General features: G+C 74.3%; 18 protein-coding genes and 1 tRNA gene. 10 read left to right on the forward strand and 9 right to left on the reverse strand.

The features are described 5' to 3' along the window. Positions 1-167 precede the first annotated feature (167 nt). The 4 genes from QRT04_RS07975 (at position 168) to QRT04_RS07990 (ending at position 5,871) form a co-directional block, all read left to right on the forward strand. Positions 168-1,091 (forward strand): ABC transporter ATP-binding protein, encoded by a 924-nt coding sequence (locus QRT04_RS07975; protein WP_289454687.1) that lies wholly within the window; start codon positions 168-170, stop codon positions 1,089-1,091. Further along, a complete protein-coding gene (locus QRT04_RS07980) occupies positions 1,088-2,353 on the forward strand; it encodes an ABC transporter permease (RefSeq protein ID WP_289454688.1) in 1,266 nt (421 codons plus the stop codon). Before QRT04_RS07975 ends, QRT04_RS07980 begins: the two co-directional genes overlap by 4 nt. 190 nt (positions 2,354-2,543) lie before the next feature. Next, positions 2,544-3,500 (forward strand): hypothetical protein, encoded by a 957-nt coding sequence (locus QRT04_RS07985; RefSeq protein ID WP_289454689.1) that lies wholly within the window; start codon positions 2,544-2,546, stop codon positions 3,498-3,500. Positions 3,501-3,639: 139 nt separating this feature from the next. Next, a complete protein-coding gene (locus QRT04_RS07990; protein ID WP_289454690.1) occupies positions 3,640-5,871 on the forward strand; it encodes a (Fe-S)-binding protein in 2,232 nt (743 codons plus the stop codon). 21 nt (positions 5,872-5,892) lie between these two features. Here the strand turns inward: QRT04_RS07990 and QRT04_RS07995 are convergent, their stop codons facing one another. Next, on the reverse strand, positions 5,893-6,288 hold the full coding sequence (locus tag QRT04_RS07995) for a PLD nuclease N-terminal domain-containing protein (protein WP_289454691.1): 396 nt from the start codon (positions 6,286-6,288) through the stop codon (positions 5,893-5,895). A 63-nt stretch (positions 6,289-6,351) separates the two neighbouring features. Continuing rightward, positions 6,352-6,915 carry a MarR family winged helix-turn-helix transcriptional regulator gene (locus QRT04_RS08000; RefSeq protein WP_289454692.1) on the reverse strand — a complete coding sequence of 188 codons (564 nt, stop codon included), beginning with the start codon at positions 6,913-6,915 and terminating at the stop codon, positions 6,352-6,354. 54 nt (positions 6,916-6,969) lie between these two features. Here QRT04_RS08000 and QRT04_RS08005 point away from each other — a divergent pair, with 54 nt between their 5' ends. Then, positions 6,970-8,865 (forward strand): ABC transporter ATP-binding protein, encoded by a 1,896-nt coding sequence (locus QRT04_RS08005; RefSeq protein WP_289454693.1) that lies wholly within the window; start codon positions 6,970-6,972, stop codon positions 8,863-8,865. 57 nt (positions 8,866-8,922) lie between these two features. On the opposite strand, the gene QRT04_RS08010 is transcribed toward QRT04_RS08005, so the two are convergent. Beyond that, the gene (locus tag QRT04_RS08010) at positions 8,923-9,837 is read right to left on the reverse strand and encodes a sigma-70 family RNA polymerase sigma factor (RefSeq protein ID WP_289454694.1); all 915 of its coding nucleotides are present in this window, start codon (positions 9,835-9,837) and stop codon (positions 8,923-8,925) included. Between the two features lie 82 nt (positions 9,838-9,919). On the opposite strand from QRT04_RS08010, the gene QRT04_RS08015 reads away from it, so the two are divergent. Beyond that, positions 9,920-11,242, forward strand: a complete 1,323-nt coding sequence (locus QRT04_RS08015) for an FAD-binding oxidoreductase (RefSeq protein ID WP_289454695.1) — start codon at positions 9,920-9,922, stop codon at positions 11,240-11,242. 7 nt (positions 11,243-11,249) lie between these two features. Here QRT04_RS08015 and QRT04_RS08020 read toward each other — a convergent pair whose 3' ends face one another. From QRT04_RS08020 to dcd, 3 genes are read right to left on the reverse strand one after another with little or no spacing between them, the layout of a single operon-like run. Then, a complete protein-coding gene (locus tag QRT04_RS08020; RefSeq protein WP_289454696.1) occupies positions 11,250-11,849 on the reverse strand; it encodes an NUDIX domain-containing protein in 600 nt (199 codons plus the stop codon). Further along, positions 11,846-12,994, reverse strand: a complete 1,149-nt coding sequence (locus tag QRT04_RS08025; protein WP_289454697.1) for a hypothetical protein — start codon at positions 12,992-12,994, stop codon at positions 11,846-11,848. Before QRT04_RS08025 ends, QRT04_RS08020 begins: the two co-directional genes overlap by 4 nt. A 4-nt stretch (positions 12,995-12,998) precedes the next feature. Beyond that, positions 12,999-13,574 (reverse strand): dCTP deaminase, encoded by a 576-nt coding sequence (gene dcd / locus QRT04_RS08030; protein ID WP_289454698.1) that lies wholly within the window; start codon positions 13,572-13,574, stop codon positions 12,999-13,001. A gap of 199 nt (positions 13,575-13,773) precedes the next feature. Here dcd and QRT04_RS08035 point away from each other — a divergent pair, with 199 nt between their 5' ends. Together QRT04_RS08035 and QRT04_RS08040 are read left to right on the forward strand one after the other, a co-directional pair. Beyond that, a complete protein-coding gene (locus QRT04_RS08035) occupies positions 13,774-16,245 on the forward strand; it encodes a GH36-type glycosyl hydrolase domain-containing protein (protein ID WP_289454699.1) in 2,472 nt (823 codons plus the stop codon). Positions 16,246-16,275: 30 nt separating this feature from the next. Then, complete coding sequence (locus tag QRT04_RS08040) at positions 16,276-17,253, forward strand: aldose epimerase family protein (protein WP_289454700.1); 978 nt, start codon at positions 16,276-16,278, stop codon at positions 17,251-17,253. A gap of 86 nt (positions 17,254-17,339) precedes the next feature. On the opposite strand, the gene QRT04_RS08045 is transcribed toward QRT04_RS08040, so the two are convergent. Next, positions 17,340-18,362: a LacI family DNA-binding transcriptional regulator gene (locus QRT04_RS08045; protein WP_289454701.1), complete on the reverse strand. Its 1,023-nt coding sequence runs from the start codon at positions 18,360-18,362 to the stop codon at positions 17,340-17,342. Between the two features lie 343 nt (positions 18,363-18,705). Between QRT04_RS08045 and QRT04_RS08050 the strand changes: the two genes are divergently transcribed. Continuing rightward, complete coding sequence (locus tag QRT04_RS08050; protein WP_289454702.1) at positions 18,706-20,505, forward strand: carbohydrate-binding protein; 1,800 nt, start codon at positions 18,706-18,708, stop codon at positions 20,503-20,505. Positions 20,506-20,610: 105 nt separating this feature from the next. Here the strand turns inward: QRT04_RS08050 and QRT04_RS08055 are convergent, their stop codons facing one another. Next, positions 20,611-21,225, reverse strand: coding sequence for a GNAT family N-acetyltransferase (locus QRT04_RS08055; RefSeq protein ID WP_289454703.1), 615 nt, complete (start codon positions 21,223-21,225; stop codon positions 20,611-20,613). Positions 21,226-21,394: 169 nt separating this feature from the next. Here QRT04_RS08055 and QRT04_RS08060 point away from each other — a divergent pair. Beyond that, positions 21,395-21,465, forward strand: a tRNA-Gly gene (locus QRT04_RS08060). A gap of 26 nt (positions 21,466-21,491) precedes the next feature. On the opposite strand, the gene QRT04_RS08065 is transcribed toward QRT04_RS08060, so the two are convergent. Beyond that, a complete protein-coding gene (locus QRT04_RS08065; RefSeq protein ID WP_289454704.1) occupies positions 21,492-23,222 on the reverse strand; it encodes an SDR family oxidoreductase in 1,731 nt (576 codons plus the stop codon). Between the last annotated feature and the right edge of the window lie 94 nt (positions 23,223-23,316).

Raw genomic sequence — 23,316 nt, forward strand, 5'->3', positions numbered from 1 at the left:
CGTCCTGTCGGGGCGGGTGTCGGTCGGGACGTCCCCGGCCGGTGGCGCCTGCCTCCGAACACGGCAACGAGTCGTTCAAGAATCTATCAAGCGCTCGCGCCGGTTCCCGACCGCCGCCCGCGCCCCGGGGGTTCCGGGTTGCCTCGGGTCCTGATTGGATCGAGCGCGTGCCCACGCTCGACATCGACCGGCTCGACAAGTCCTACGGCGAGGTGCGTGCGCTGCGCGGCATGACGTTCTCCGTCGCGGGCGGTGAGATCTTCGGCTTCGTCGGCTCCAACGGCGCGGGCAAGTCGACGACGATGCGCATCGCCCTCGGCGTGCTCGCCGCCGACGCCGGTGTCGTCCGGTGGGACGGCCGCGAGCTCGACCACGCGATGCGCCGCCGGATCGGCTACATGCCCGAGGAGCGCGGCCTCTACCCGCGCATGACGGTCGCCGACCAGCTCGTCTACCTCGCGCGGCTGCACGGCCTGACGCCGGCCGCGGCCCGCCGGTCGATGGAGCGCTGGACCGAGGTGCTCGGCATCGCGCCCCGCCGCGACGACGAGGTGCTCAAGCTGTCGCTCGGCAACCAGCAGCGCGCCCAGCTCGCGGCCGCCCTCGTGCACGAGCCGGAGATCCTCGTGCTCGACGAGCCGTTCTCCGGGCTCGACCCCGTCGCCGTCGACGTCATGAGCGGCGTGCTGAGCGAGCAGGCCGCGGCCGGCGTCCCCGTGCTGTTCTCGTCGCACCAGCTCGAGCTCGTCGAGCGGCTGTGCGACCGGGTCGGCATCGTGCAGGCGGGCACGATGGTCGCGGTCGGCTCGATCGAGGAGCTGCGGACCACCGACGAGCGGCGCTGGCTGGTGGACGGTCCGGCCGGGGCCTCGTGGGCCGCGGCGGTCCCGGACGTGCGGGTCGTGTCCGCGCAGGGCACGCGCACCGTCGTCGAGGCTGCGGGCCCCGGGCCGGACGACGTCGACCAGCGCGTGCTCGCCGCCGCGCTGGCCGCGGGACCCGTGCGCGAGTTCACCCGTCAGCAGCCGACGCTCGTCGAGCTCTACCGCGACGTGGTCGCCGCCCCCGTGCCGCAGGAGGTCAGCGCATGACGACGACGCCGCCCGGGTCGAGCGTCACGGCCGTCGCGCCCGGCGCAGACGTCGGCACCCTCGGGTCGGGCGCCGCGATCCGCCTCGTCGCCGGCCGCGAGCTGTCGACCCGCCTGCGCTCGAAGGCGTTCGTGTGGACGACCGTCGCGCTCGTCGCGGGCGTCGTGCTCGGCGGGCTCGCCATCCACTTCTTCGGCGGCAACCGCGCCGCACCGGCGTCGCAGGTCGCGATCGTGTCGTCGGCGGGCGACGTCGCCGACCCGCTCGTCGCGACCGGCAAGGCGGTCGGCGTGACGATCGAGCCGCGCACCGTCGCGGACCGCGCCGCCGGCGAGGCCCTGCTGCGCTCGGACGCGGTCGACGCCGTGATCGTCTCCACCTCGCCCGACCTCGAGGTCGTCGTCAAGCAGTCGCTCGACGACCACGGGCAGGCCGTGCTCGGCGCGCTCGCGCAGCAGCTCGCGCTCCGGTCCGCGATCACCGACCTGGGCGGCGACCCGGCCGCGGTCGCGGCGCAGGTGTCGTCGGCCGCGCCCGTCGCCACCGCGCTCGAGCCCGCCAAGAAGCAGGACGCCGGCCAGATCGTGGCGGGCTACATCACGGGGATCCTGCTGTTCCTCACGCTGATGACGGCCGGCCAGCTCGTCGCGCAGGGCGTCGTCGAGGAGAAGTCGAGCCGCGTGGTCGAGCTGCTCCTCGCGACGGTGCGGCCCTGGCAGCTGATGGCGGGCAAGGTGGCGGGCATCGGCCTCGTGGGGCTGATCCAGATGGTGTGCGTGGTCGGCGCGGGCGTCGTCATGTCGCTGTCGCTCGGGCTGCTCGACGGGTCTGCGCTCGACGTCGGCGCCACCGCAGTCTGGGCGCTCGTGTGGTTCGTCGTCGGCTTCACGATGTTCGCGCTCGTGATCGCCGGGCTGTCCGCGCTGGTGTCGAGGCAGGAGGACGTCGGCTCGGTGATCGCGCCGATCATGGGGCTGCTCGTGATCCCCTACATCGTCGGGATCTCGATCGCTCCGTGGGACCCGACGAACCCGCTGGTCGTGTGGCTGTCGTTCGTGCCGTTCTGCTCCGCGCTGGTGATGCCGATGCGGATCGCGCTGGGCTCGGCCGAGACGTGGGAGGCGCTCGTCGCGCTCGCGATCTCGGTGGCGCTGATCCCGGCGCTCGTGTGGCTCGCGGGCCGCGTCTACTCGGGCGCGGTCCTCCACCAGGGCGGCCGCCTCCCCCTCCGCGAGGCCCTCCGCCCCCACCGCACCGACTGACCCCCCGGCCCGAGCCCGGCCGACAACGAACATCGCCGCGGCCGCGTCACTGCGCACTGACGTGTCTGCGTCAACGTTCGTTGCCCGCGGCGGGTCGCCGACCCGAACACGCGCCCTGTGGACGACGCAACCGTCCACCGGGGGCGGCTCGTCGCGATGTCGGCGCCTGCGCGACCGGCACGCTCGATCGATGGCTCGACGACCCGGCGCACCTCTCCACGCAGGCCCCGACCTGCCGGACGTCGAGCTGGCCCGCGACTTCGCGCGGGACGCCGTCGCCCGGCGGGTCAGGGGCGGCGACTGGGAGCGGATCGGCTGGGGCATCTACCTCCCGCGAGCGCCGGCTCGAGCTGCCGAGGACACGGCGGCCGCAGCCGTTCGTCGCCGTGTCGCGCTGGCGCACGCGATCGGCGTGCATCGGCGCCTCAGCACCGACCACTGGTTCTCGCACGAGACGGCGGCTCTCATCTGGGGCCTCCCGACGCTCGACCCTCCGTCATCGACGCACCTGATCCAGCGGCACTCGGCCGGCGCGCGCAGCGATCCTCAGGTCGTCCACCACGTAGCGGCTGTGGGGTCCGCCGACGTCATCGTGCACCGCGGCCTCCCGGTCACGTCACTCGATCGGACCGTGCTCGACTGCGCACGCACGCTGGCACCCGCCGCGGGTCTTGTCGTCGCCGACGCCGCACTCGCAGCCGGCGTGGTGCGCGAGGAGCTCCTCGGGCGCCTGGAGGGGGTGCGCGGCCGACCGGGCGCGCGACGGGCTCGGGCCGTCATCGACCTGGCCGATCCCGGCGCAGAGTCCGCAGGCGAGTCGTTCATGCGCTTCGTCCTCCTCCGTGACGGGCTCCCCAGGCCGTCGACGCAGGTGCGGGTCGTTACCCGCACCGCCACCTACTGGGCTGACGCGGGCTGGGAGGAGTGGCGGACGCTGCTCGAGTACGACGGCGGCGGGAAGTACACGGACCGCGCGGCGCTCGTCCGGGAGAAGCATCGCCACGACGCGATCGTCGAGGCGGGCTACCGCGTGCTGCGCGTGTCGAAGGAGGACCTCCGAGGGACCCGCCTGACCGCCCGCGTGCTGGCAGCGCTGCCCGCGAGCCGACGCCCTCAGCTCCACCCGCGCCGCGATCTCCGCACCTGACGCGGGGCGCGCGGCCGCCGCCCACGAACAACCGCGCGAACACGTGCATGCGCAGTCACGTGTCGGCGGCATTGTTCGTGGTCGGGCGCGGGCGGGGCGGCGCCGCCGGCGGGGGTGGGGCGTCGGTACGGTGTGCGGCGTGAGTGGGGTGTCGGTCGGGTGTCTGGTGGTCGTCGTCGTGGCGACCCTCGTCGGCGTCGGGGTGTTCGGGCGCGGGATCGCGCGGATCGTCGGGACGCTGCGCGTCGGGCGGCCCGTCGAGCCGCGACGGACCTCGCCCGTCGGGACGCGGCTCGCGACGCTGGCCCGCGAGGTCGTCGGGCACACGCGGTTCCGCACGCGGCCGTTCGTGCGGGTCGCGCACTGGGTCGTCATGGTGTCGTTCCCGCTGCTGCTCGTCGCGCTCGTCACGGGGTACGGCCAGGTCGTCGACCCGCGGTTCGCGCTGCCGTGGGTCGGGCACCTGTGGCCGCTCGAGTGGGCGATCGAGGCGTTCGCGTGGACCGCGCTGGTGGGGATCGTCGGGCTGTTCGTCATCCGGCTGCGGCACCCGTCGACGCGGCGCGCGTCGCGGTTCTTCGGGTCCAACCAGGCGCAGGCGTACTTCGTCGAGGCGACGGTCGCCGCGGTGGTCCTGGCCGTGATCGTGCTGCGCGGGCTCGAGTACGCGCTCGCGGCGCAGGACGACGCCGGCGTGGCGAGCCCGCTGCACTTCCCGCTGACGGCGTGGCTCGGCGAGGCGTGGTCCGGCGCCGCCACGCACACGCTCGAGACCGCCGTCGTGCTGACGGCCACCGTGAAGATCGTGGTCTCGATGGCGTGGTTCGTCGTGATCGGCCTGCAGCCGACGATGGGCGTCGCGTGGCACCGGTTCCTCGCGATCGTCAACGTCTACGCGCGCCGCGAGGCCCGCGGCGGCCCGGCGCTCGGCCCGCTCCTGCCGATCCGGGTCGGCGACCGGCCGCTCGACGTCGAGGCGCTCGAGGACCTGCCCGACGACGCGCGGCTCGGCGCGGGCGCGATCGAGGACCTCACCTGGAAGCAGCTGCTCGACGTCGCCACGTGCACCGAGTGCGGCCGCTGCCAGGACCAGTGCCCCGCGTGGGCGACCGGGAAGCCGCTGAGCCCCAAGCTCGTGACGCTCGCGCTCCGCGACCACGCCGCCGCGACCGCGCCCTATCTCCAGGCGGCGGCGAAGGCCGGCGCCGGCACCGCCGACGGGACCGCGTCCGCCGACCCGCACGCCGGCCTCGACCTGGTCGGCACGGGCGTCATCGACGCCGACGCGCTCTGGGCGTGCACGACGTGCGGCGCGTGCGTCCAGCAGTGCCCGGTCGACATCGAGCACGTCGACACGATCGTCGACATGCGGCGCTACCAGGTGCTCATGGAGTCCGCATTCCCGAACGAGCTCGGCGGAACGTTCACCAAGCTCGAGCGCCAGGGCAACCCGTGGGGCCTGCCGGCGCGCGCCCGCATGGACTGGGCCAAGGGGCTCGACGTGCCGCAGGTCGGCGTCGACGTCGAGTCGGCCGCGGACGTGGACTACCTGTTCTGGATCGGCTGCGCCGGCGCCTACGACGACCGCGCCAAGCGCACGTCCCGCGCAGTGGTCGAGCTGCTGCAGGCCGCGGGCGTCAGCTTCGCCGTGCTCGGGAGCGGCGAGTCCTGCACGGGTGACCCGGCGCGTCGCGCGGGCAACGAGATCCTGTTCCAGATGCTCGCGTCGGCCAACGTCGAGGCGCTCAACGAGGCGGGCGCGACGCGGATCGTCGTCACGTGCGCCCACTGCTTCAACACGATCGCGCGGGAGTACCCGCAGCTCGGCGGCCGGTACGAGGTGGTGCACCACACCGAGCTGCTCAACCGGCTGGTCGCCGACGGGCTCCTGGTGCCGCTCACCGCGGCAGGCGCCGACGGCGCAGGCGCGTCCACGCCGCCCGCCGCCCAAAGCCGCCGCGTCACGTACCACGACCCCTGCTACCTGGGCCGCCACAACAAGGTCTACGCGCCGCCGCGAGAGCTGATCGGCGCGCTCCCGGGCGTCGAGCTCGCCGAGATGCCGCGCCACGGCGAGACGTCGTTCTGCTGCGGCGCGGGCGGTGCGCGCGTCTGGATGGAGGAGACGATCGGCTCGCGCATCAGCACGAACCGCGCCGAAGAGGCGATCGCCACGGGCGCCGACGTGGTCGCGACCGCGTGCCCCTACTGCACGATCATGCTGACCGACGGCGTGCGCGCGGCGACCGCCGAGCCGGCCGACCACCCCGCACCCGCCGGGGCCGCCGCGCCCGCCGGGGCCGCCACGAACGTCGGCGTCCCCGAGGTCACCGACATCTCGCTGCTGCTGCTGGACTCGATCCGCCGCTGACCATCAGGCACCGAGCCCCGGTCAGGACTCCGGCGCGTCCTCTCCCGCCTGCAGCCGCCGCTCGCGCTCGCGCAGCTGCGCCTCCCAGTCGCGCAGCATCTGCTCGTGCTTGTCGTCGGAGGCGCGCATCCCGGCGAGGAACTCCGGGTCGTCGTCGGGTGCGAGCCGGCGCGGCCGCTCGTACTCGGGGAAGCCGGCCGTCCGCGTCGAAGGCCAGGGAACGTCGCGCCGGCGCGGCTGCTCGGGCCGGCCAGCGACGAGCCACGCGATCCCGCCGACGAGCGGCAGCAGGATGATCAGCACGATCCACCAGCCCTTGGCGAGGCCGCGGACCCGGTCGGCGTCCGCCTGGACGCAGTCGATGAGGCAGTAGACCAGCAGCCCCGTCTCGATCAGCACGGGCAGGTAGCGGACCACGGTGTCCTCCGGGGCTCGAGGGCGACGGTGATCGCGCCGACGTGGGCAAGGCCGCGCCGGACTCTACCGACGGGGCTGCCCGCCGGGGCCAGGTCCGGGGATCGCGCCCTCGCAGTCACCCGCCTGGCCGCGCACGCGCCGCAGCAGCGCGAGCAGCTGCTCGCGCTCGGCGGGCTCGAGCCGTTCGAGCCGGGTCGCGGCGCCCGCCTGCCGTCGTGACGAGAACTCCGCGAGCGCGGCCCGCCCGGCGTCGGTGAGCTCGACGAGCGTCGCGCGCCGGTCCCGTGGGTCGGCGACGCGCCGGACGAGCCCGTCCGCCTCGGCCTGGTCGACCTTCGACGTGACGGAACGCGCGGCGACGTCGAGCGCGGCCGCGAGCTCGCCCGGGCGGCGCGGTTCCCCGGCGTTGCGCAGCGCGCGGAGCAGCCGCTGCTGGCCGGGAGTCGTGACGCCGGTCCCGGCGGTCGCCTCGCGCCGCAGGTCGCGCACCAGCCCGTAGAGCAGCTCGAGGAGCTCGCCGGCCTCGTCGTCGTGCTCGATCTCGTGCCCGACGCCACGGTGCCCGACGCGCTGCCCGACGCCGCGGTGCCCGCCACCCGGATCCGACGGGCGGGAATGTCTCGTCACGCGTCGAGGTTATCCTCAGCCGAGCAGATAGTGAGTCAAACTCAGGAGTTGCCCATGTCGATGACACACGGCGGACGCCCCGGGCCCAACCCCATGCGCGGCTTCATGAAGGACCGCTCGGTCAACGAGCACCGCCTGACGCGCGCCACGCTGCGCCGCATCCTCACCTTCGCGCGCCCCTACCGCTGGCAGCTCGCGATCTACCTCGTCGTCATCGCCGCCGGCGCCGCGGCCGGCGCACTCCCGCCCATGCTGTTCCGCACCCTCATCGACGACGGCATCGCGCAGGGCGACACCGCGCTCGTGATCAGCGTCGCCGTGACGGTCGGTGCGCTCGCGCTGGCCTCCGCCGGGATCGCGGTGCTCGACCGCTGGATCTCCGCGCGCATCGGCGAGTCCCTCATCCTCGACCTGCGCACCGCCGTGTTCGACCACGTGCAGGGGATGCCGCTCGCGTTCTTCGCGCGGTCGCGCACCGGCGCGCTGGTCCAGCGGCTCAACGGCGACGTGCTCGGCGCGCAGCAGGCGTTCACCTCGACGCTGTCGAACGTGGTCAGCAACGGCCTCTCGGTGGTGTTCGTGCTGGCCGCGATGTTCTCGATGTCGTGGCAGCTCACGTTGCTCTCGCTCGTCCTGCTCCCGTTCTTCGTGCTGCCCGCGCGCTGGTTCGGCAAGCGGATGGCGACCGTGACGCACGAGGCGTACGACCTCAACGCCGAGGCCGCGCAGCTCATGCAGGAGCGGTTCAACGTGGCGGGCGCCCATCTCGCGAAGGTGTTCGGCGACCCCGCCCGCGAGTCCGCGCAGTACCGCACGCAGGCCGGCCGCGTCGCCGACATCGGCGTCAAGCAGGCGCTCCTGTCGACGTGGTTCCGCGTCGGCCTGACGACGCTCGCGGCGCTCGCCGTCGCGACGATCTACGGCATCGGCGGCGTGCAGGCGATCCGGGGCGAGCTCACGGTCGGCGTCGTCGTGGCGATGGCGGCGTACCTCGGGCGGCTGTACGGCCCGCTGACGGCGCTCTCCAACGTGCAGGTCGACGTCATGACGGCGCTCGTCAGCTTCGAGCGGGTGCTCGAGGTGCTCGACCTCGAGCCGATGGTGCGCGAGGCGGCCGAGCCGGTCGACCTGGTGGCGGCCGTCGCCGCCCGCGGCGCCGGCGTCGAGCTCGACGCGGTCGGGTTCCGCTACCCCGGCGCCGACGAGGTGTCGCTCGCGTCGCTCGAGTCCGTCGCGGTGGCGCAGCACGACCCGACGAGCGACACGCTGACCGACGTGGCATTCACCGTGCCGGCCGGACAGATGGTCGCGCTCGTCGGGCCTTCGGGCGCGGGCAAGACGACGATCAGCCAGCTCGTCACGCGCATGTACGACCCGACGCGCGGAACGGTCCGCATCGCCGGCGTGGACCTGCGCGACGCGAGCTTCGAGAGCCTGCGCGCGACCGTCGGGGTGGTGAGCCAGGAGGCGCACCTGTTCCACGACACGATCGCGGGCAACCTCCGCTACGCGCGGCCCGACGCCACGGACGACGAGCTGTGGCGCGCGCTCGAGCAGGCGCACGTCGCGGACCTCGTCCGCACGCTGCCCGACGGGCTCGACACCGTGGTCGGCGACCGCGGCTACCGCCTCTCGGGCGGCGAGCGCCAGCGGCTCGCGATCGCGCGGCTGCTGCTCAAGGCGCCCGACGTCGTGGTGCTCGACGAGGCGACCGCGCACCTCGACTCCGAGTCCGAGGCCGCGGTCCAGGCCGCGCTCGACGGCGCGCTCGCGGGGCGGACGTCGATCGTCATCGCGCACCGGTTGTCGACGATCCGCGAGGCGGACTCGATCGTCGTGCTCGACGAGGGACGGGTGCTCGACCAGGGCACGCACGCCGAGCTGCTGGCGCGCGGCGGGCTGTACGCCGAGCTGTACCGGACCCAGTTCGCCCCCGTCGCCGCCGCCTGACACGACGACCGCGCGGCCGCCCGACCGCCCGACCGCGACCAGCGCGGCGCGTGGACCTCACGCGGGCAGGCTCAGCCGCGCGAGCCGCGCCGGGTCCGCGAGCGCACTCAGCCGCGTGATGCGCCACCCCTCGACGGTGAAGACCATCAGCGAGATCACGCTCCCGTCGGCCGCCCGCGACACGACCCCGGGCAGCCCGTCCACGAGCACCCGCCGCGCGGAGCCGACCATCGCGGCAAACATGCTCGCCCGCGTCGCGATCTCGGTCGACCCGAGCGTGACGACGACGCCCTCGGGCGTGTCGACGTTCAGCACGACCTCGGGGTGCAGCACGGCCACCAGCCCCGCGAAGTCCCCCTCTCGCGCGGCGGCGAGGAACGCGTCGACCACGACCCGCGACGCCGGCCCGCTCGCTCCCGTCACCCCGGCCGTAGCCGTCGCCCCGTCTGCTGCCGCGCCGGCGTCCGCGTCGCCGCGCTCCGTCGGCTGCCGCACCTTGCGCCGCGCCCGGCTGGCCGTCATCTTCGCCGCGTCGGCGGACCGGCCGAGGATGCGACCGATCTCCTCGAACGGCACGGCGAACAGGTCGTGCAGCACGAACGCGAGGCGCTCCGACGGCGTCAGCGTCTCGAGCACCACCAGCAGCGCGAGCCCGACCGAGTCCGCGAGCTCGGCCTCGTCCTCCGGCACGGCGCCGTCGTCGGGTACCACCACGAGGTCGTCGTAGGACGCACCGGGCCGCGCGCTCCGGGCCCGGAGCGCGTCGAGGCTGATGCGCCCGACCACCGTGGTCAGCCACCCGGCGAGGTTCTCGATCTCCGCCGGGTCCGAGCGGCTCAACCGCAGCCACGCCTCCTGCACCGCGTCCTCCGCATCGGCGCGGCTGCCCAGGACGCGCTGCGCGACGAGCTCGAGCCGCGGGCGTTGTGCCTCGAACGCGCGGGCGAGGCCGGCCAGGTCGTCATCGGGCATGGTCGTTACCTTTCGCGAGGTCGTCCCGTCAGGAAGGTGACGGGCCCGGCAGGGCCGAGGTAACCGACGTGAGGACCGAGCCATGCAAGCACGCCCCACCGACACGCTCCCCGCCATCCTCCCGGGCACGCTCGCGGAGGTCGCGGTCCGCCCGGGCGACGCGGACTACGACGCCGCGCGCACCACGTTCGCCGGCACCGGCAGCCCGGGCGTGGTGCTCCGCCCGCGCACCGCGGCCGAGGTCGCCGACGCGCTCCGGTTCGCGACGGACCATGGGCTCCCGGTCGCGGTCCGCGGCGGCGGCCACCACGCGCTGAACTTCGCCAACGTCGACGACGGCGCCGTGCTCGACCTCGTGCACCTCGACGCCGTCGAGCACCTCGGCGACGGCCGGGTGCGCGTGGGCGCAGGCGCGACGTGGGGCCACGCCGCCGACGCGCTCGCCGTCCACGGGCTGGCCGTCACGTCCGGCGACACGCGCTCGGTGGGCGTCGGAGGCCTGACGCAGGCCGGCGGCATCGGCTGGATGCTCCGCCGGTTCGGCCTCACGATCGACAGCGTCCTGGCCGCCGAGGTGGTCACCGCGGCGGGCGACGTCGTGCAGGCCAGCGCGACCGAGCACCCCGACCTGTTCTGGGGCCTGCGCGGCGGCGCCGGCAACTTCGGCGTGGTCACCGCGTTCGAGCTCCAGGCGCAGCCCGTCACCACGATCCGGTTCGGCACCATCCGGTTCCCGGCCGACGACGTCCCCCGGCTCGTCCACGCCTGGGCGGCCGCGATGCGCTCGGCGCCGGACGCCCTGACGACCGTGCTGACGCTCATGCCGGCGTTCGGGCCCGGCCCCGCCGTCGCCATGCTCACGGTCGCGGACTGCGGCGACGACCCCACGGCGCTCGACGAGCTCCGGGCGCTCGGCACGCCGCTCGCCGACGACGTGACCGAGCGCCCGTACGCGAGCGTGCTCGAGGAGCCGCGCGTCCCGCAGGGGATCGTCCCCGTCGGCTCCGGCACGTTCGTGCGGCAGGTCGACGACGGCCTCGTGTCCGCGATCGCCGACGCCTACGCGCGGGGCGGGCGCGTCGTCGGGCTCCGCAGCCTCGGCGGCGCCTTCGGACGCGTGCCCGCCGACGCGACGGCGTTCGCGCACCGCGACGCCGAGGCGCTCGTCGTCAGCGCCGCGTTCCTCCCGGTCGGCGCGACCGCGGACCAGGTCGCGGGTGCCCAGGCCGTGTGGCGGACGATCGCCGACCAGGGCAGCGGCGCGTACGCCGGCTTCCTCGGCACGGCCTCCGAGACGGACCTGGCGGCGCTCTGGCCCGAGCCGACCCGGCGTCGCCTCGCCGAGGTGAAGCGGGCGTGGGACCCGGAGAACGTGTTCCGGCGCAACTTCAACGTCGCGCCCTGACGATCCCTCAGCCGAGCCGGCCCAGGCGGATGGCGGCGAACGCGAGCGCCGCGACCGTCTCGCCGTCGCGGATCGTGCCGTCGGCCACCCAGGTGAGCGCCTGCGCGAACGGCACGCGCAGGACCTCGGCGATCCCCTCCTCGGCCTGCGCCTCGGAGACCTCGGCCACGTCGGCGGCACCGGCCGACCCTGCAGACCCGGCCGACCCGCCCCCGTCGACCGCCACGAGATCCCGCGCCAGGAACACGTGCTCCGGCGCGTCCGCGATCCCGTTCAGCGCGTCCATCCGCCCGACCTCGTCCCACGACCCGGCGACGAGCCCGGCCTCCTCGAGCAGCTCGCGCCGCGCGGCGACCAGCGGCTCCTCGCCGTCCGACCCACCCGCCGGCACCTCGAGCGACCACGCCCCGGTCGTGTACCGGAACAGCCGCACGAGCACGACGCGGTCCTCGTCGTCGACGGCGACCACGAACACCGACGGGTGGCGCACCTCGACCACGCCGTAGATGCCCACGCCGCCGTCGGGCCGCGTCACGTCGTCCTCGTGCACACGGATCCACGGGTTCTCGTAGACCACCCGCGAGCCGTGCGTCCGCCAGCCGCTCACAGGTCCGCCGGGTCCACCAGGAAGCCGGCCTCGTCGGCGATCTCCTGCCCGACCGCCGCGTGCAGCGAGCGCGCGACAGCCTGCAGCTGCGGCGCGGCACGTCCGCGGGCCACCCGGTGCTCGAGCGACGGCCGCTCGGCCTCCAGCTCCTCGATCAGCAGCGGCTCCCACCGCACGTGGTAGCCGACGACGCCCTTGGCGGTCCACGGCAGGCCCTGCAGCAGCGGCGGAAGCTCGTCGTCCGCGGCCGCGACCTCGACGGCCAGCAGCCCGTCCACCGCGAGGTCCACGAGCACGCCGTAGCCGCGCGGCAGCGGCGGGTTGGTGAGCATGTGCTGGTCGAACGCTGCGGCCTCGGCCGACAGGCGCGCGCGCTCGGCCTCGTCCATGACGCCGTAGCGCGCGAGCGCGGCCGACAGCCCGCGGCCACCGGCCTCCGGCAGGCCGGGCGGCACGTCCGCCGCGGCACGACCCGACCCCGCCATCGGGCCCGACCACCCGGCCTCCGGGCCCGTCAGCATCGCGGCGGGCTGCGTGCGCCGCACGACGGCCAGCGTCTCGGTCGGCTCGAGCCAGCGGTCGGAGTACACCGTCAGGTCGATCGCCGAGTCGGGGTCGGGCGTCAGCACCACGCCGCGCTCGGCGGTCCGCACCGCGCCGCCGAGCCGACGCGCGGCCGCGACGAGCCACTGCACCACGCGCTCCTCCTCGAGCACCGGCAGGCCGTCGGGGAACGCGCGCTTGAGGCCGTCGCGGTCACCGCCCGGGTACGGCTTGGCACCCCGCTCGCGCGGCGCCTCGACCACGTACGCGAGCGTCGTGGCGGGCGGCAGGTTGAGCGCGACGGCGTCGGTCGGCTCGACGCGGTACGGCCCGGTGAGCGTCGAGCGCCGTCCGATCCGCAGCGTGCGCGACGGGGCCGTGTCCGCGCCGACCGCACGGATCCCGAGCACCGCGGTCACCGGCCGCAACAGGCTCCGCGTGGTCGTCGGCGGCTCGGCCGCGTCGACCCACCGCGCGCCCGCGAAACGGCTCTGCGCGAGCACCTCGACCTCGTCCTCCGCGACGTCCGCGGGCAGGGCGAGCAGGTGGCGGCCCCGCACGTTCGGGTCGGCGGCGTCGAGCCGCGGCAGGGCCGGGACCATCGCGTCAGACCTCGGTGCGGTGGAAGTTCTGCCAGGACCGCGACGCGGTCGGGCCCCGCTGGCCCTGGTAGCGCGAGCCGTACTGGCTCGAGCCGTACGGGTGCTCGGTGGCCGAGGAGAGCCGGAAGAAGCACAGCTGCCCGATCTTCATGCCCGGCCAGAGCAGGATCGGCAGCGTCGCGACGTTCGAGAGCTCGAGCGTGACGTGGCCCGAGAACCCCGGGTCGATGAACCCGGCCGTCGAGTGCGTCAGCAGACCGAGGCGCCCGAGCGACGACTTGCCCTCGAGCCGTGCGGCGACGTCGTCCGGCAGGCGCACCGACTCGTACGTCGAGCCGAGCACGAACTCGCCCGGGTGCAGCACGAACGGCTCGTCGCCCGCGACCTCGACGAGCCGCGTGAGGTCCGGCTGCTCGGCCGCGGGGTCGATCACGGGGTACTTGTGGTTGTCGAACAGCCGGAAGAACCGGTCGAGCCGCACGTCGATGCTCGACGGCTGGATCATGGCCGGCTCGTAGGGGTCGAGGGCCACCCGGCCGGAGTCGAGCTCGGCCCGGATGTCACGGTCGGAGAGCAGCACGCGCCCACGATAGTGGCGGGCACGTTCCTGTCCGCCGAGCGTCCGGCTATGCTGCAACCCGTGAGCGCATGGGAGCGCTCTCGCAGCGTCTTTCCCAGCATCACGAGCACGACCCCTGACGACGTCCCCCCAGGCGCGGCTGCACCGAAGCGGCCACGCGGATGCCGCCTGGGCCATCTGCGATTCGAGAGGCAAGTCCATGCGGTTCGGCCACTTCGACGACGAGGCACGCGAGTACGTCATCACGACGCCCCACACGCCGTACCCGTGGATCAACTACCTCGGCTCCGAGCAGTTCTTCTCGCTCGTCTCGCACCAGGCCGGCGGCTACTCGTTCTACCGCGACGCCAAGATGCGTCGTCTCACGCGCTACCGCTACAACAACATCCCGGCGGACGCGGGCGGCCGCTACCTCTACGTCAACGACGGCGGCGACGTCTGGACGCCGTCGTGGATGCCCGTCAAGGCCGACCTCGACCACTTCGAGGCGCGCCACGGCCTCGGCTACTCCCGCATCACCGGCGAGCGGAACGGCCTGCGCGTCGAGACGCTGATCTTCGTGCCGCTCGGCGAGAACGCCGAGGTCCAGAAGGTCACGTTCACCAACACCTCGGACGCGACGAAGACGTTCACGGCGTTCTCGTTCGTCGAGTTCTGCCTGTGGAACGCGCAGGACGACCAGACGAACTACCAGCGCAACCTCTCGATCGGCGAGGTCGAGGTCGAGGAGACCGGCCCGCACGGCGGCAGCGCGATCTACCACAAGACCGAGTACCGCGAGCGCCGCGACCACTACGCCGTCTTCGGCGTGAACGCGCAGGCCGACGGCTTCGACACCGACCGCGACACGTTCGTGGGCGCGTACAACTCGCTCGGCGAGGCCGCGGTGCCGCGCGCCGGCAAGAGCGCGAACTCGGTCGCGTCGGGCTGGTACCCGATCGGCTCGCACTCGGTCGCCGTCACGCTCGAGCCGGGCGAGTCGCGCGAGCTGGTGTACGTGCTCGGGTACCTCGAGAACGCCGACGAGGAGAAGTGGGCCGACGACGCGCACCAGGTCGTCAACAAGGCCGGCGCGCACGCGCTGCTGGGCCGCTTCGCCACTCCGGCGCAGGCGGACGAGGCGTTCGACGCGCTGCGCACGTACTGGACCGAGCTGCTCTCGACCTACTCGGTCGTCAGCGGCGACGAGAAGCTCGACCGGATGGTCAACATCTGGAACCAGTACCAGTGCATGGTCACGTTCAACATGTCGCGCTCGGCGTCGTACTTCGAGACGGGCATCGGCCGCGGCATGGGCTTCCGCGACTCCAACCAGGACCTGCTCGGCTTCGTGCACCTGGTCCCCGAGCGCGCCCGCGAGCGCATCATCGACATCGCCTCGACGCAGTTCCCGGACGGCTCGGCGTACCACCAGTACCAGCCGCTGACGAAGCGCGGGAACAACGACATCGGCTCGGGCTTCAACGACGACCCGCTGTGGCTCATCGCGGGGGTCGCGGCGTACATCAAGGAGACGGGCGACGACTCGATCCTCGACGAGCTCGTCCCCTTCGACAACGAGCCGGGCTCCGAGGTGCCGCTCTTCGAGCACCTGACGCGCTCGTTCGAGTTCACGGTCGCGAACCGCGGCCCGCACGGCCTGCCGCTCATCGGCCGCGCCGACTGGAACGACTGCCTCAACCTCAACTGCTTCTCGACGACGCCGGGCGAGTCGTTCCAGACGACCGAGAACCAGGCCGGCGGCGCCGCGGAGTCGGTGTTCATCGCCGCGCAGTTCGTGCTCTACGGCCCCGAGTACGCCGCGCTCGCCGAGCGCCGCGGCCTGGCGGACGTCGCGGAGCACGCGCTCAAGGTGGTCGACGAGGTCCGCGGCGCGGTGCTCGAGCACGGCTGGGACGGCGCGTGGTTCCTGCGCGCGTACGACTACTACGGCAACCCGGTCGGGACGGACGCGAAGCCCGAGGGCAAGATCTGGATCGAGCCGCAGGGCTTCGCCGTCATGGCGGGCATCGGCGTCGGCAACGGCCCGTCGGACTCCAGCGCGCCCGCGATCCAGGCGCTCGACTCGGTGGGCGAGATGCTCGGCACGCCGCACGGCCTGGTGCTCCAGTACCCCGCGTACACGACGTACCAGATCGAGCTCGGTGAGGTGTCGACGTACCCGCCGGGCTACAAGGAGAACGGCGGCATCTTCTGCCACAACAACCCGTGGGTGATCATCGCCGAGACGGTGGTGGGCCGCGGTGACCGCGCGTTCGACTACTACAAGCGCATCACGCCCGCGTACCGCGAGGACATCTCCGACACCCACAAGCTCGAGCCGTACGTGTACGCGCAGATGATCGCCGGCAAGGAGGCGGTCCGCGCGGGCGAGGCGAAGAACTCGTGGCTCACGGGCACGGCCGCCTGGAACTTCGTGGCGGTGTCGCAGTACCTGCTCGGCGTGCGCCCGGACTACGACGGCCTGGTCGTCGACCCGCAGATCGGCCCCGACGTCCCGTCGTACTCGGTGACGCGCGTGGCCCGCGGCGCGACCTACGAGATCAGCGTGACGAACAGCGGCGAGCGCGGTGCGCGCGGGTCGCTGACGGTCGACGGCTCGCCGGTCGAGGGCAACCTCGTCCCCTACGCGCCGGCGGGGTCGACCGTCCGCGTCGAGGTCGTGCTCTGACCCGGCGGGTCAGGGTCTGACGCCCGTCGCATGACGACGCTCGAGACGCGCCCCGGGTCGGCGCCCAGCTCCTCGGTGCTCGGCGCCGACCCGCGCGTCGTCACGATCGCGTCCGACTCCTGGCAGCTCGACGTGCTGCCCGGCACGGGCGCGTCGGTCGCCGCGGGCCGCGTCCGGACGGGCGACGGCGTGTGGCGGGACCTGCTGCGTCCCACCCGGCGCGCGTCGCTCGGCGAGCCCGAGAAGTGCGCGAGCTTCCCGATGGTGCCGTGGTCGAACCGCATCCGCGACGGCGTGCTGCGGTTCAGCGACCGCAGGTGGCAGCTGCAGCGGAACGCGGCCGACGGCACCGCCATCCACGGCGCGTCCCGCTACGCGGACTGGACGGTGGCGTCGCGCACGACCGAGGCGGTCACGCTGACGCTCGACTCGACCTCGCAGGTCGGCGTGAACTTCCCGTGGCAGTTCGCGGCGAGCGTCACCTACGCGGTCGCCGGGCGCGCGCTGTCGGTGACGACGACCGTCCGCAACGTCGACGTGGTGCCGTTCCCAGCGGGCTTCGGGCACCACCCGTACTTCGAGCGCTCGCTGTCGGCGACGGACGCGGCGGCCACGGGCGGCCCCGTGCTGCACGTGCCGGCCCGCGCCGGGTACGCGCTCCGGGCCGGCATGGCGCTCGGAGCCGCGGGACCCGTCCCGGCGCGCGCCGACTTCCGCGCGCCTCGGCCGCTCGGCACCGCGTTCGTCGATGACGTGCTCACCGCCCGCGAGCCCGGCGTGCCGGTCACCATCGCGTACGACGAGCTCACGGTCGAGCTGCACGCCGACCCGCTGTACTCGCACGTGATCGTCTACGCGCCGCGCGGTCGCTCGTACTTCGCGGTCGAGCCGGCGACGAACGTCAACGACGGGTTCGCGCTGTTCGAGGCGGGCGTCCCCGGTACCGGCGTGTTCGTGCTCGCGCCCGGCGAGGAGCGCACGGCGACGTTCTCGCTGGCGCTGCGCTAGGTCCCGCGGCGCCGCCGCGAGCCGGGGGCGCGGCGGTGTCGACGGCCGGTCGGCGGCCGGCGGGCCGGTCGGGCCGGTGAGCCCGGTCAGGCGGACGCGCGGACCACCAGCTCGGTGGGGAACACGACGTGGTCGACCACCGCGTCGGGCGCGTCCAGCTGCGCGACGAGCCGCTGCGCCAGCGCGACCGCCATGTCGTCGAACGGCTGACGGACCGTCGTCAGCGGCGGGTTCGTGAACCGCGCGGTCGGCACGTCGTCGAACCCGACGACCGCGACGTCGTCCGACACGCGCCGGCCCGCGCGGGACAGCGCGTGCAACGCCCCGATCGCCATCGCGTCCGACGCGACGAACACCGCGTCGAGGTCGGGGTGGCGCTCGAGCAGACGGCCCATCTGCACGGCGCCGCTGTGCTCCGTGAAGTCGCCCTCGGCCACGAGGCTGCGAGTGACCGGCCGGTCGGCGTCGCGCAGCGCGTCGCAGTAGCCGTCGAAGCGGTCGGTGCCCGCGGGCATCTCGAGCGGGCCTGTGATCGTCGCGATGCGCTGCCGCCCCAGGCCGATCAGGTGGCGGGTCGCGAGCGCGGCGCCGCCACGGCTGTCGGCGTCGACGTAGGTGACGGGCCGACGCAGCCCCATCGGCCGGCCCGACAGCACGGCGGGCACACCGGCGGCGGTGAGCACGTCGGGCAGGCGGTCGCCCTCGTGCAGCGACACGAGGATCACGCCGTCGACGTGGCCCTGCGTCACGAACCGCTCGACCTTCTCGCGGTCCACGGCGTCGTTCGCCATGAGCACCGCGCACTGCAGCCGGGCGCGCATCACCTCGCGCGAGACGCCGCGCACGATGGCGGCGAGGAACGGGTCGCCGAACACGCGCTCGTGCGGTTCGGAGACGACGAGCCCGACGGTGTGGGTGCGGCCACCGACGAGGCTGCGGGCCGCGTTGTTGGGCTCGTAGCCGAGCTCGCTGATCGCGGCCTCGATCGCCTCGCGCGTCGCGGGGCTGACGCGCGGCGAGCCGTTGAGCACGCGCGACACGGTGCTCGGCGAGACGCCGGCGGCACGGGCGACCTCGCCGACCGTGGGCCGCAGCGCTGCGGACCTCATGCGAACCTCACCGCGCCTCCGTCGGGCCGTGGACGTGGCAACGATGCCACAGCCCGACGTCGCCTGGCCATCACCCGTCGGCGGCGGCGGAGCGTCACAGCGGCGCCCCGACCTGCCACGTCCCGCTTGACAGGCTTGGGCAATCGGTTCCAAGGTGGGGCAATTCGGCGTGGCAACGTTGCCACGCCTGCTCCACCCGGCCGTTCCGGCCGGAGACACGGCCCCGCAACGCCGGCACCCACCCGGCGTGCCTCGCCGTGCGCACCGCGATCGTCGTCCGCAGCGCCGCGGGCGGCGACCGCAGACCGGGCACCGTGCCCGGCCGTGGAACGAGGAGGTTCCCATGGCGACTCGAGCAGCCCGTCCCAGCTCCGACGGCGAACCACGACGGCGCAAGGGTCGTCGCGGCCTCGCGCTCGCCGCATCCGCGGCGCTCGCCGTCGCGGCGACCCCCGTCGCCCTCGCGCTGACGGCGGGCGCGGCGAACGCGACCGTCCCCGCAGCACCGTCCGGCTGGACGACCGTGTTCAGCGACGACTTCAGCGGGGCGGCAGGCACGGGCCTCAACCGCGCCGACTGGCTCTACGACCTCGGGCACAGCTACCCCGGCGGCGCGTGGAACTGGGGCACCGGCCAGGTCGAGGCGGAGACCGACTCGACCGCGAACGTCTACCAGGACGGCGCGGGCCACCTCGTCATCAAGCCGATCCGTGCGTCGGACGGCACGTGGACGTCGGGTCGCGTCGAGACGCAGCGCACCGACTTCGCCGCACCCGCGGGCGGCCAGCTCGAGATGGTCGCGGCCCTCAAGCAGCCCGACCCCGCGAACGGCCTCGGCTACTGGCCCGCGTTCTGGGCGCTCGGCGATGCCGCCCGGGCCAACGGCGCGACGTCGTGGCCGACGACCGGCGAGATCGACATCATGGAGGACGTCAACGCGCGGTCCCAGGTCGCGCAGACGCTGCACTGCGGCACCGGCAGCGGCGGCCCGTGCAACGAGACGATCGGTCTCGGCAGCGGCCTGCAGGACTGCGCCGGCTGCCAGACGAGCTACCACACGTACGCGGCCGTCATCGACCGCCGGAACACGTCCGCCGAGCAGCTGCGCTTCTACGTCGACGGTGCCCTGACGTCGACCGTCACGCAGGCTCAGGTCGGGACGGCGACCTGGCAGCAGGCGATCGACCGCGGCTACTTCATGATCCTCAACGTCGCGATGGGTGGCGCCTTCCCGGACGCGCTGTGCGGCTGCAGCACGGCCGCGTCGCTCGGCAGCACGACGTCCGGCGCCGGCATGTCGGTCGACTACGTCGCGGTCTACCAGCAGGGCGGCGGCTCGACGTCGACCCCGCCGCCGACGTCGCCGACCACCCCGCCGACGACCACCCCGCCCGCCTCGGGCGTGCCCGCCGCGCCGACGAACCTGCACGTCACGGCCACCACGAGCACGAGCGTGACGACGGCCTGGAACGCCTCGTCCGGCGCGACGAGCTACCGCGTCCTGCGCGCCGGCGTCCCGATCGCGACGGCGACCGGCACGTCGTTCACGGACGCGAACCTCAACCCGAGCACGCCGTACCTGTACAGCGTGCAGGCCGTGAACAGCGCCGGGACCTCGGCCGAGTCGAACCAGATCTCGGTGACGACGCCGGCGACGGGCTCGACCGGCGGCTCGACGGGCACGCCGTCACCCACGCCGACCCCGACCGGCGGCGGCTCCTCGGGCGGTGTCACCGCGACCTCGACCATCCAGGCCGAGGCGTACGCCGCGCAGCAGGGCACCACGACCGAGACGACCACCGACACGGGCGGCGGCAAGGACGTGGCGTCGATCGCGAACGGCGACTGGCTGCGCTACGACAACGTCGACTTCGGCAGCAGCCCGCTGCACGTGCTGAAGGCGCGCGTGGCGTCCGGCGCCGCGGGCGGCGTCTCCGGCCTCGTCCAGGTGCGGCTCGACAGCCTGACGGCCGCACCGATCGGCAGCTTCGCGCTCGCGAACACCGGCGGCTGGCAGAGCTGGCGCACGATCCCGGGCGACGTCTCGGGCGTGACGGGCAAGCACACCGTCTACCTGACGTTCTCGAGCGGCCAGCCGGCCGACTACGTCAACGTCAACTGGTTCACCTTCTCGGCGAGCTGACCCAGCGGCCCGCCGACGACGAACGACGCCGCGACCACGTGACTGCCCAGTGCCGTGGTCGCGGCGTCGTTCGTGCCCGGCGTGGGCGGCCGGGGGGGCGTTGCGTCAGAGGTCGAGCGTCAGCGTGCGGCCCCAGTCGTGCGCCGTGTGGGTGCGGAAGCCGACCTTCTCGTAGAACGCGATCGCGCCGGAGTTCCGGTCGTCGACGCCGAGGTGCAGGCCGTGCACGCCGCGGGCGCGGAGCGCCTCGGACAGCGCCTCGACCATGCGTCGGCCCCAGCCCTGCCCCTGCGCGCGCGGCAGCAGGTCGATGTGCATGTGCGCGGGGTGCGTGGCGAACACCGGCAGCTCGTCCTCGACGGGCCACTCGTGCATGCGCCGGACGAGGACGTGGTCCTGCGTCCCGTCGCCCGGGTCCTGGCCGACCGTCTCGAGCGGGTACTGCGCGCGCAGCGTCGGCCACCAGTGCTCCGCGAGCCACCGGTCGAACGCCGTGGTGTCGGCCGTCGCGACGATGTAGCCGACGAGCCCGTGCTCGTCGACGACCACGAACGTCAGCCCCGGGTCGGAGATCGGGTACGGCCCGCAGTAGAGGTGCGCGAGCAGGTCGGGGTTCCGGTAGAGGCTCGTCGCGTCGCCGCCCGCCTCGCCCGTCAGCAGGCACAGCCGGTACATCGCGGGCAGGTCGGCGGGGTGGAACGGGCGCAGCACGGCGGTCACCCGGCGACACTACCGAGCCGTCCCGGCGGGCCGGCGGGACGACCGGTCCCGGCTCGACACGCTGTGCCGGTGCGCGCTCGCGAGCGCGCTTTCCTGCCAGCCCGGCGTGCCCGGTATGCTGGCCCGGCCGACGGTGGAGGTGCTCGTGACGAGCCTCCGACGGCGTCGCGCGGGTGTAGTTCAATGGTAGAACTTCAGCTTCCCAAGCTGATGGCGCGGGTTCGATTCCCGTCACCCGCTCCCTGCTCGCCCGACGCGGGTCCGCGTCATCCCCCCGCCGGCGGCGCGTCCGTCCGAGCCCGCTCCGCGGACCGCGCCGCGCGCGCGATGTTGCGCTGCATGCCGCCGAACACGACGCCGTGGAACGGCGCGACCGACCACCAGTAGAGCTCGCCCGCGAGGCCGCGCGGGTGGAACAGCGCGCGCTGCGAGAACACGACCGGCGCGCGGAGCCAGCCGTCGGTGCCGGGTCCGACGTCACGCGCGCCGCCCAGCCCTCCGGCCTCGCCGATCCCTCGCGCCCCGCCCGCCTCCGCGGCTTCGTCCGCACCGCCGGCGGGCTCCACGCGCAGCTCGAGCCACGCAAGCCCGGGCACCCGCATCTCGGCGCGCAGCCGCAGCAGCCGGCCGGGGTCGACAGCCTCGACGCGCCACCAGTCGAGCTCGTCGTCCACCCGCAGCCGCCCGGGATCGCGCCGCCCGCGCCGGAGCCCGGGACCGCCCACGAGCCGGTCGAGCAGCCCGCGCACGCGCCACGCGAGACCCCACGAGTACCAGCCGCGCTCCCCGCCGAGCGTCTCGAGCACGCGCCACAGCGCGGCGGGCGACGCGTCGACCACCGTGCGCCGCTCGTCGACGTAGAGCGAGCCGCCCGCCCAGCCGGGGTCGCTCGGCAGCGGGTCGCTGGGCGCCCCCGGCGTCGCGGCCGACGACCAGCGCGTCTGCACGTCGCCCTGCTCGGTCCGCCGCAGCGCGAGGCGGACGGCGCGGTCGAACCCGACGAGGCCGCCCGGCGGGTCGGGCACGTACCGCGCGATGTCGTGCTCCCGGCAGACCACCTCGTGCACGAGCGAGTCGACGAGCGGGCGCGCGAGCCCACCCGGCACGGGCGTCACGAGCGAGACCCACAGGCTCGAGAGGCGCGGCGTCAGGACGCCGACCCCGACGATCACCCTTCTGCGCAGGCCCGCGACGGCGGCGTAGCGCTGCATCATGTCGCGGTACGTCAGGACGTCGGGGCCCCCGATGTCGAACGCGCGCGACACGTCGGGCGGCATGGCGGCCGCGCCGACGAGGTACCGCAGCACGTCGCGGATCGCGATGGGCTGCACGCGGTTGGCGACCCAACGCGGCACCGTCATCGCCGGCAGGCGCTCGGTCAGGTAGCGCGTCATCTCGAACGACGCGGAACCCGAGCCGAGGATCACGGCCGCCCGGAGCACCGTGGTCGGCACCCCGGACGCGAGGAGGATCTCGCCGACCTCGCGCCGGGACGCGAGGTGCGGCGACAGGTCGTCCGTGTCGGGCGTCAGTCCGCCGAGGTAGACGATCCGACCGACACCGGCGTCGTGGGCCGCCGCCGCGAAGGTCTCGGCCGAGCGCCGGTCACGCGCGGCGAACTCCTTGTCGCTGCCGAGGGCGTGCACGAGGTAGTAGGCGACCGCGACGCCGTCGAGGGCCGCGCGGACCGCGGCCGCGTCACCGACGTCGGCCTCGGCAACATCGACGTCGTCGAACCACGGACGACCACGCAGGCGGTCCGGGTGCCGGGCCAGCGCTCGCACGCGGTAGCCCGCCGCGAGCAGCTCGGGCACGAGCCGGCCGCCGACGTAGCCGGTGGCGCCTGTGACGGCGACCAGCGGCCCCAGCGGGTGCCCCGTCGCGTCGTGCCCGGGGACCAGGCCTGCGAGCGTCGCGGCTACCGGCTCGGGCGCGAGGTCCGCGTCCGCGTCCGCGTCGAGGTCCGCGTCCGGGTCCACGTCCGGGTCCGTCGTCATCGCAGCAGTCTCAGCCGCCGACGCGGCGACCGCACGGCGGTGGCCGGCGCCGCGCGGTTCACGCGTCGGCTCGCGGCCCGCCCGCTCGGCATCG

Source organism: Cellulomonas alba (genome assembly GCF_030362835.1).
GTDB classification, from domain to species: Bacteria; Actinomycetota; Actinomycetes; order Actinomycetales; family Cellulomonadaceae; genus Cellulomonas; species Cellulomonas alba.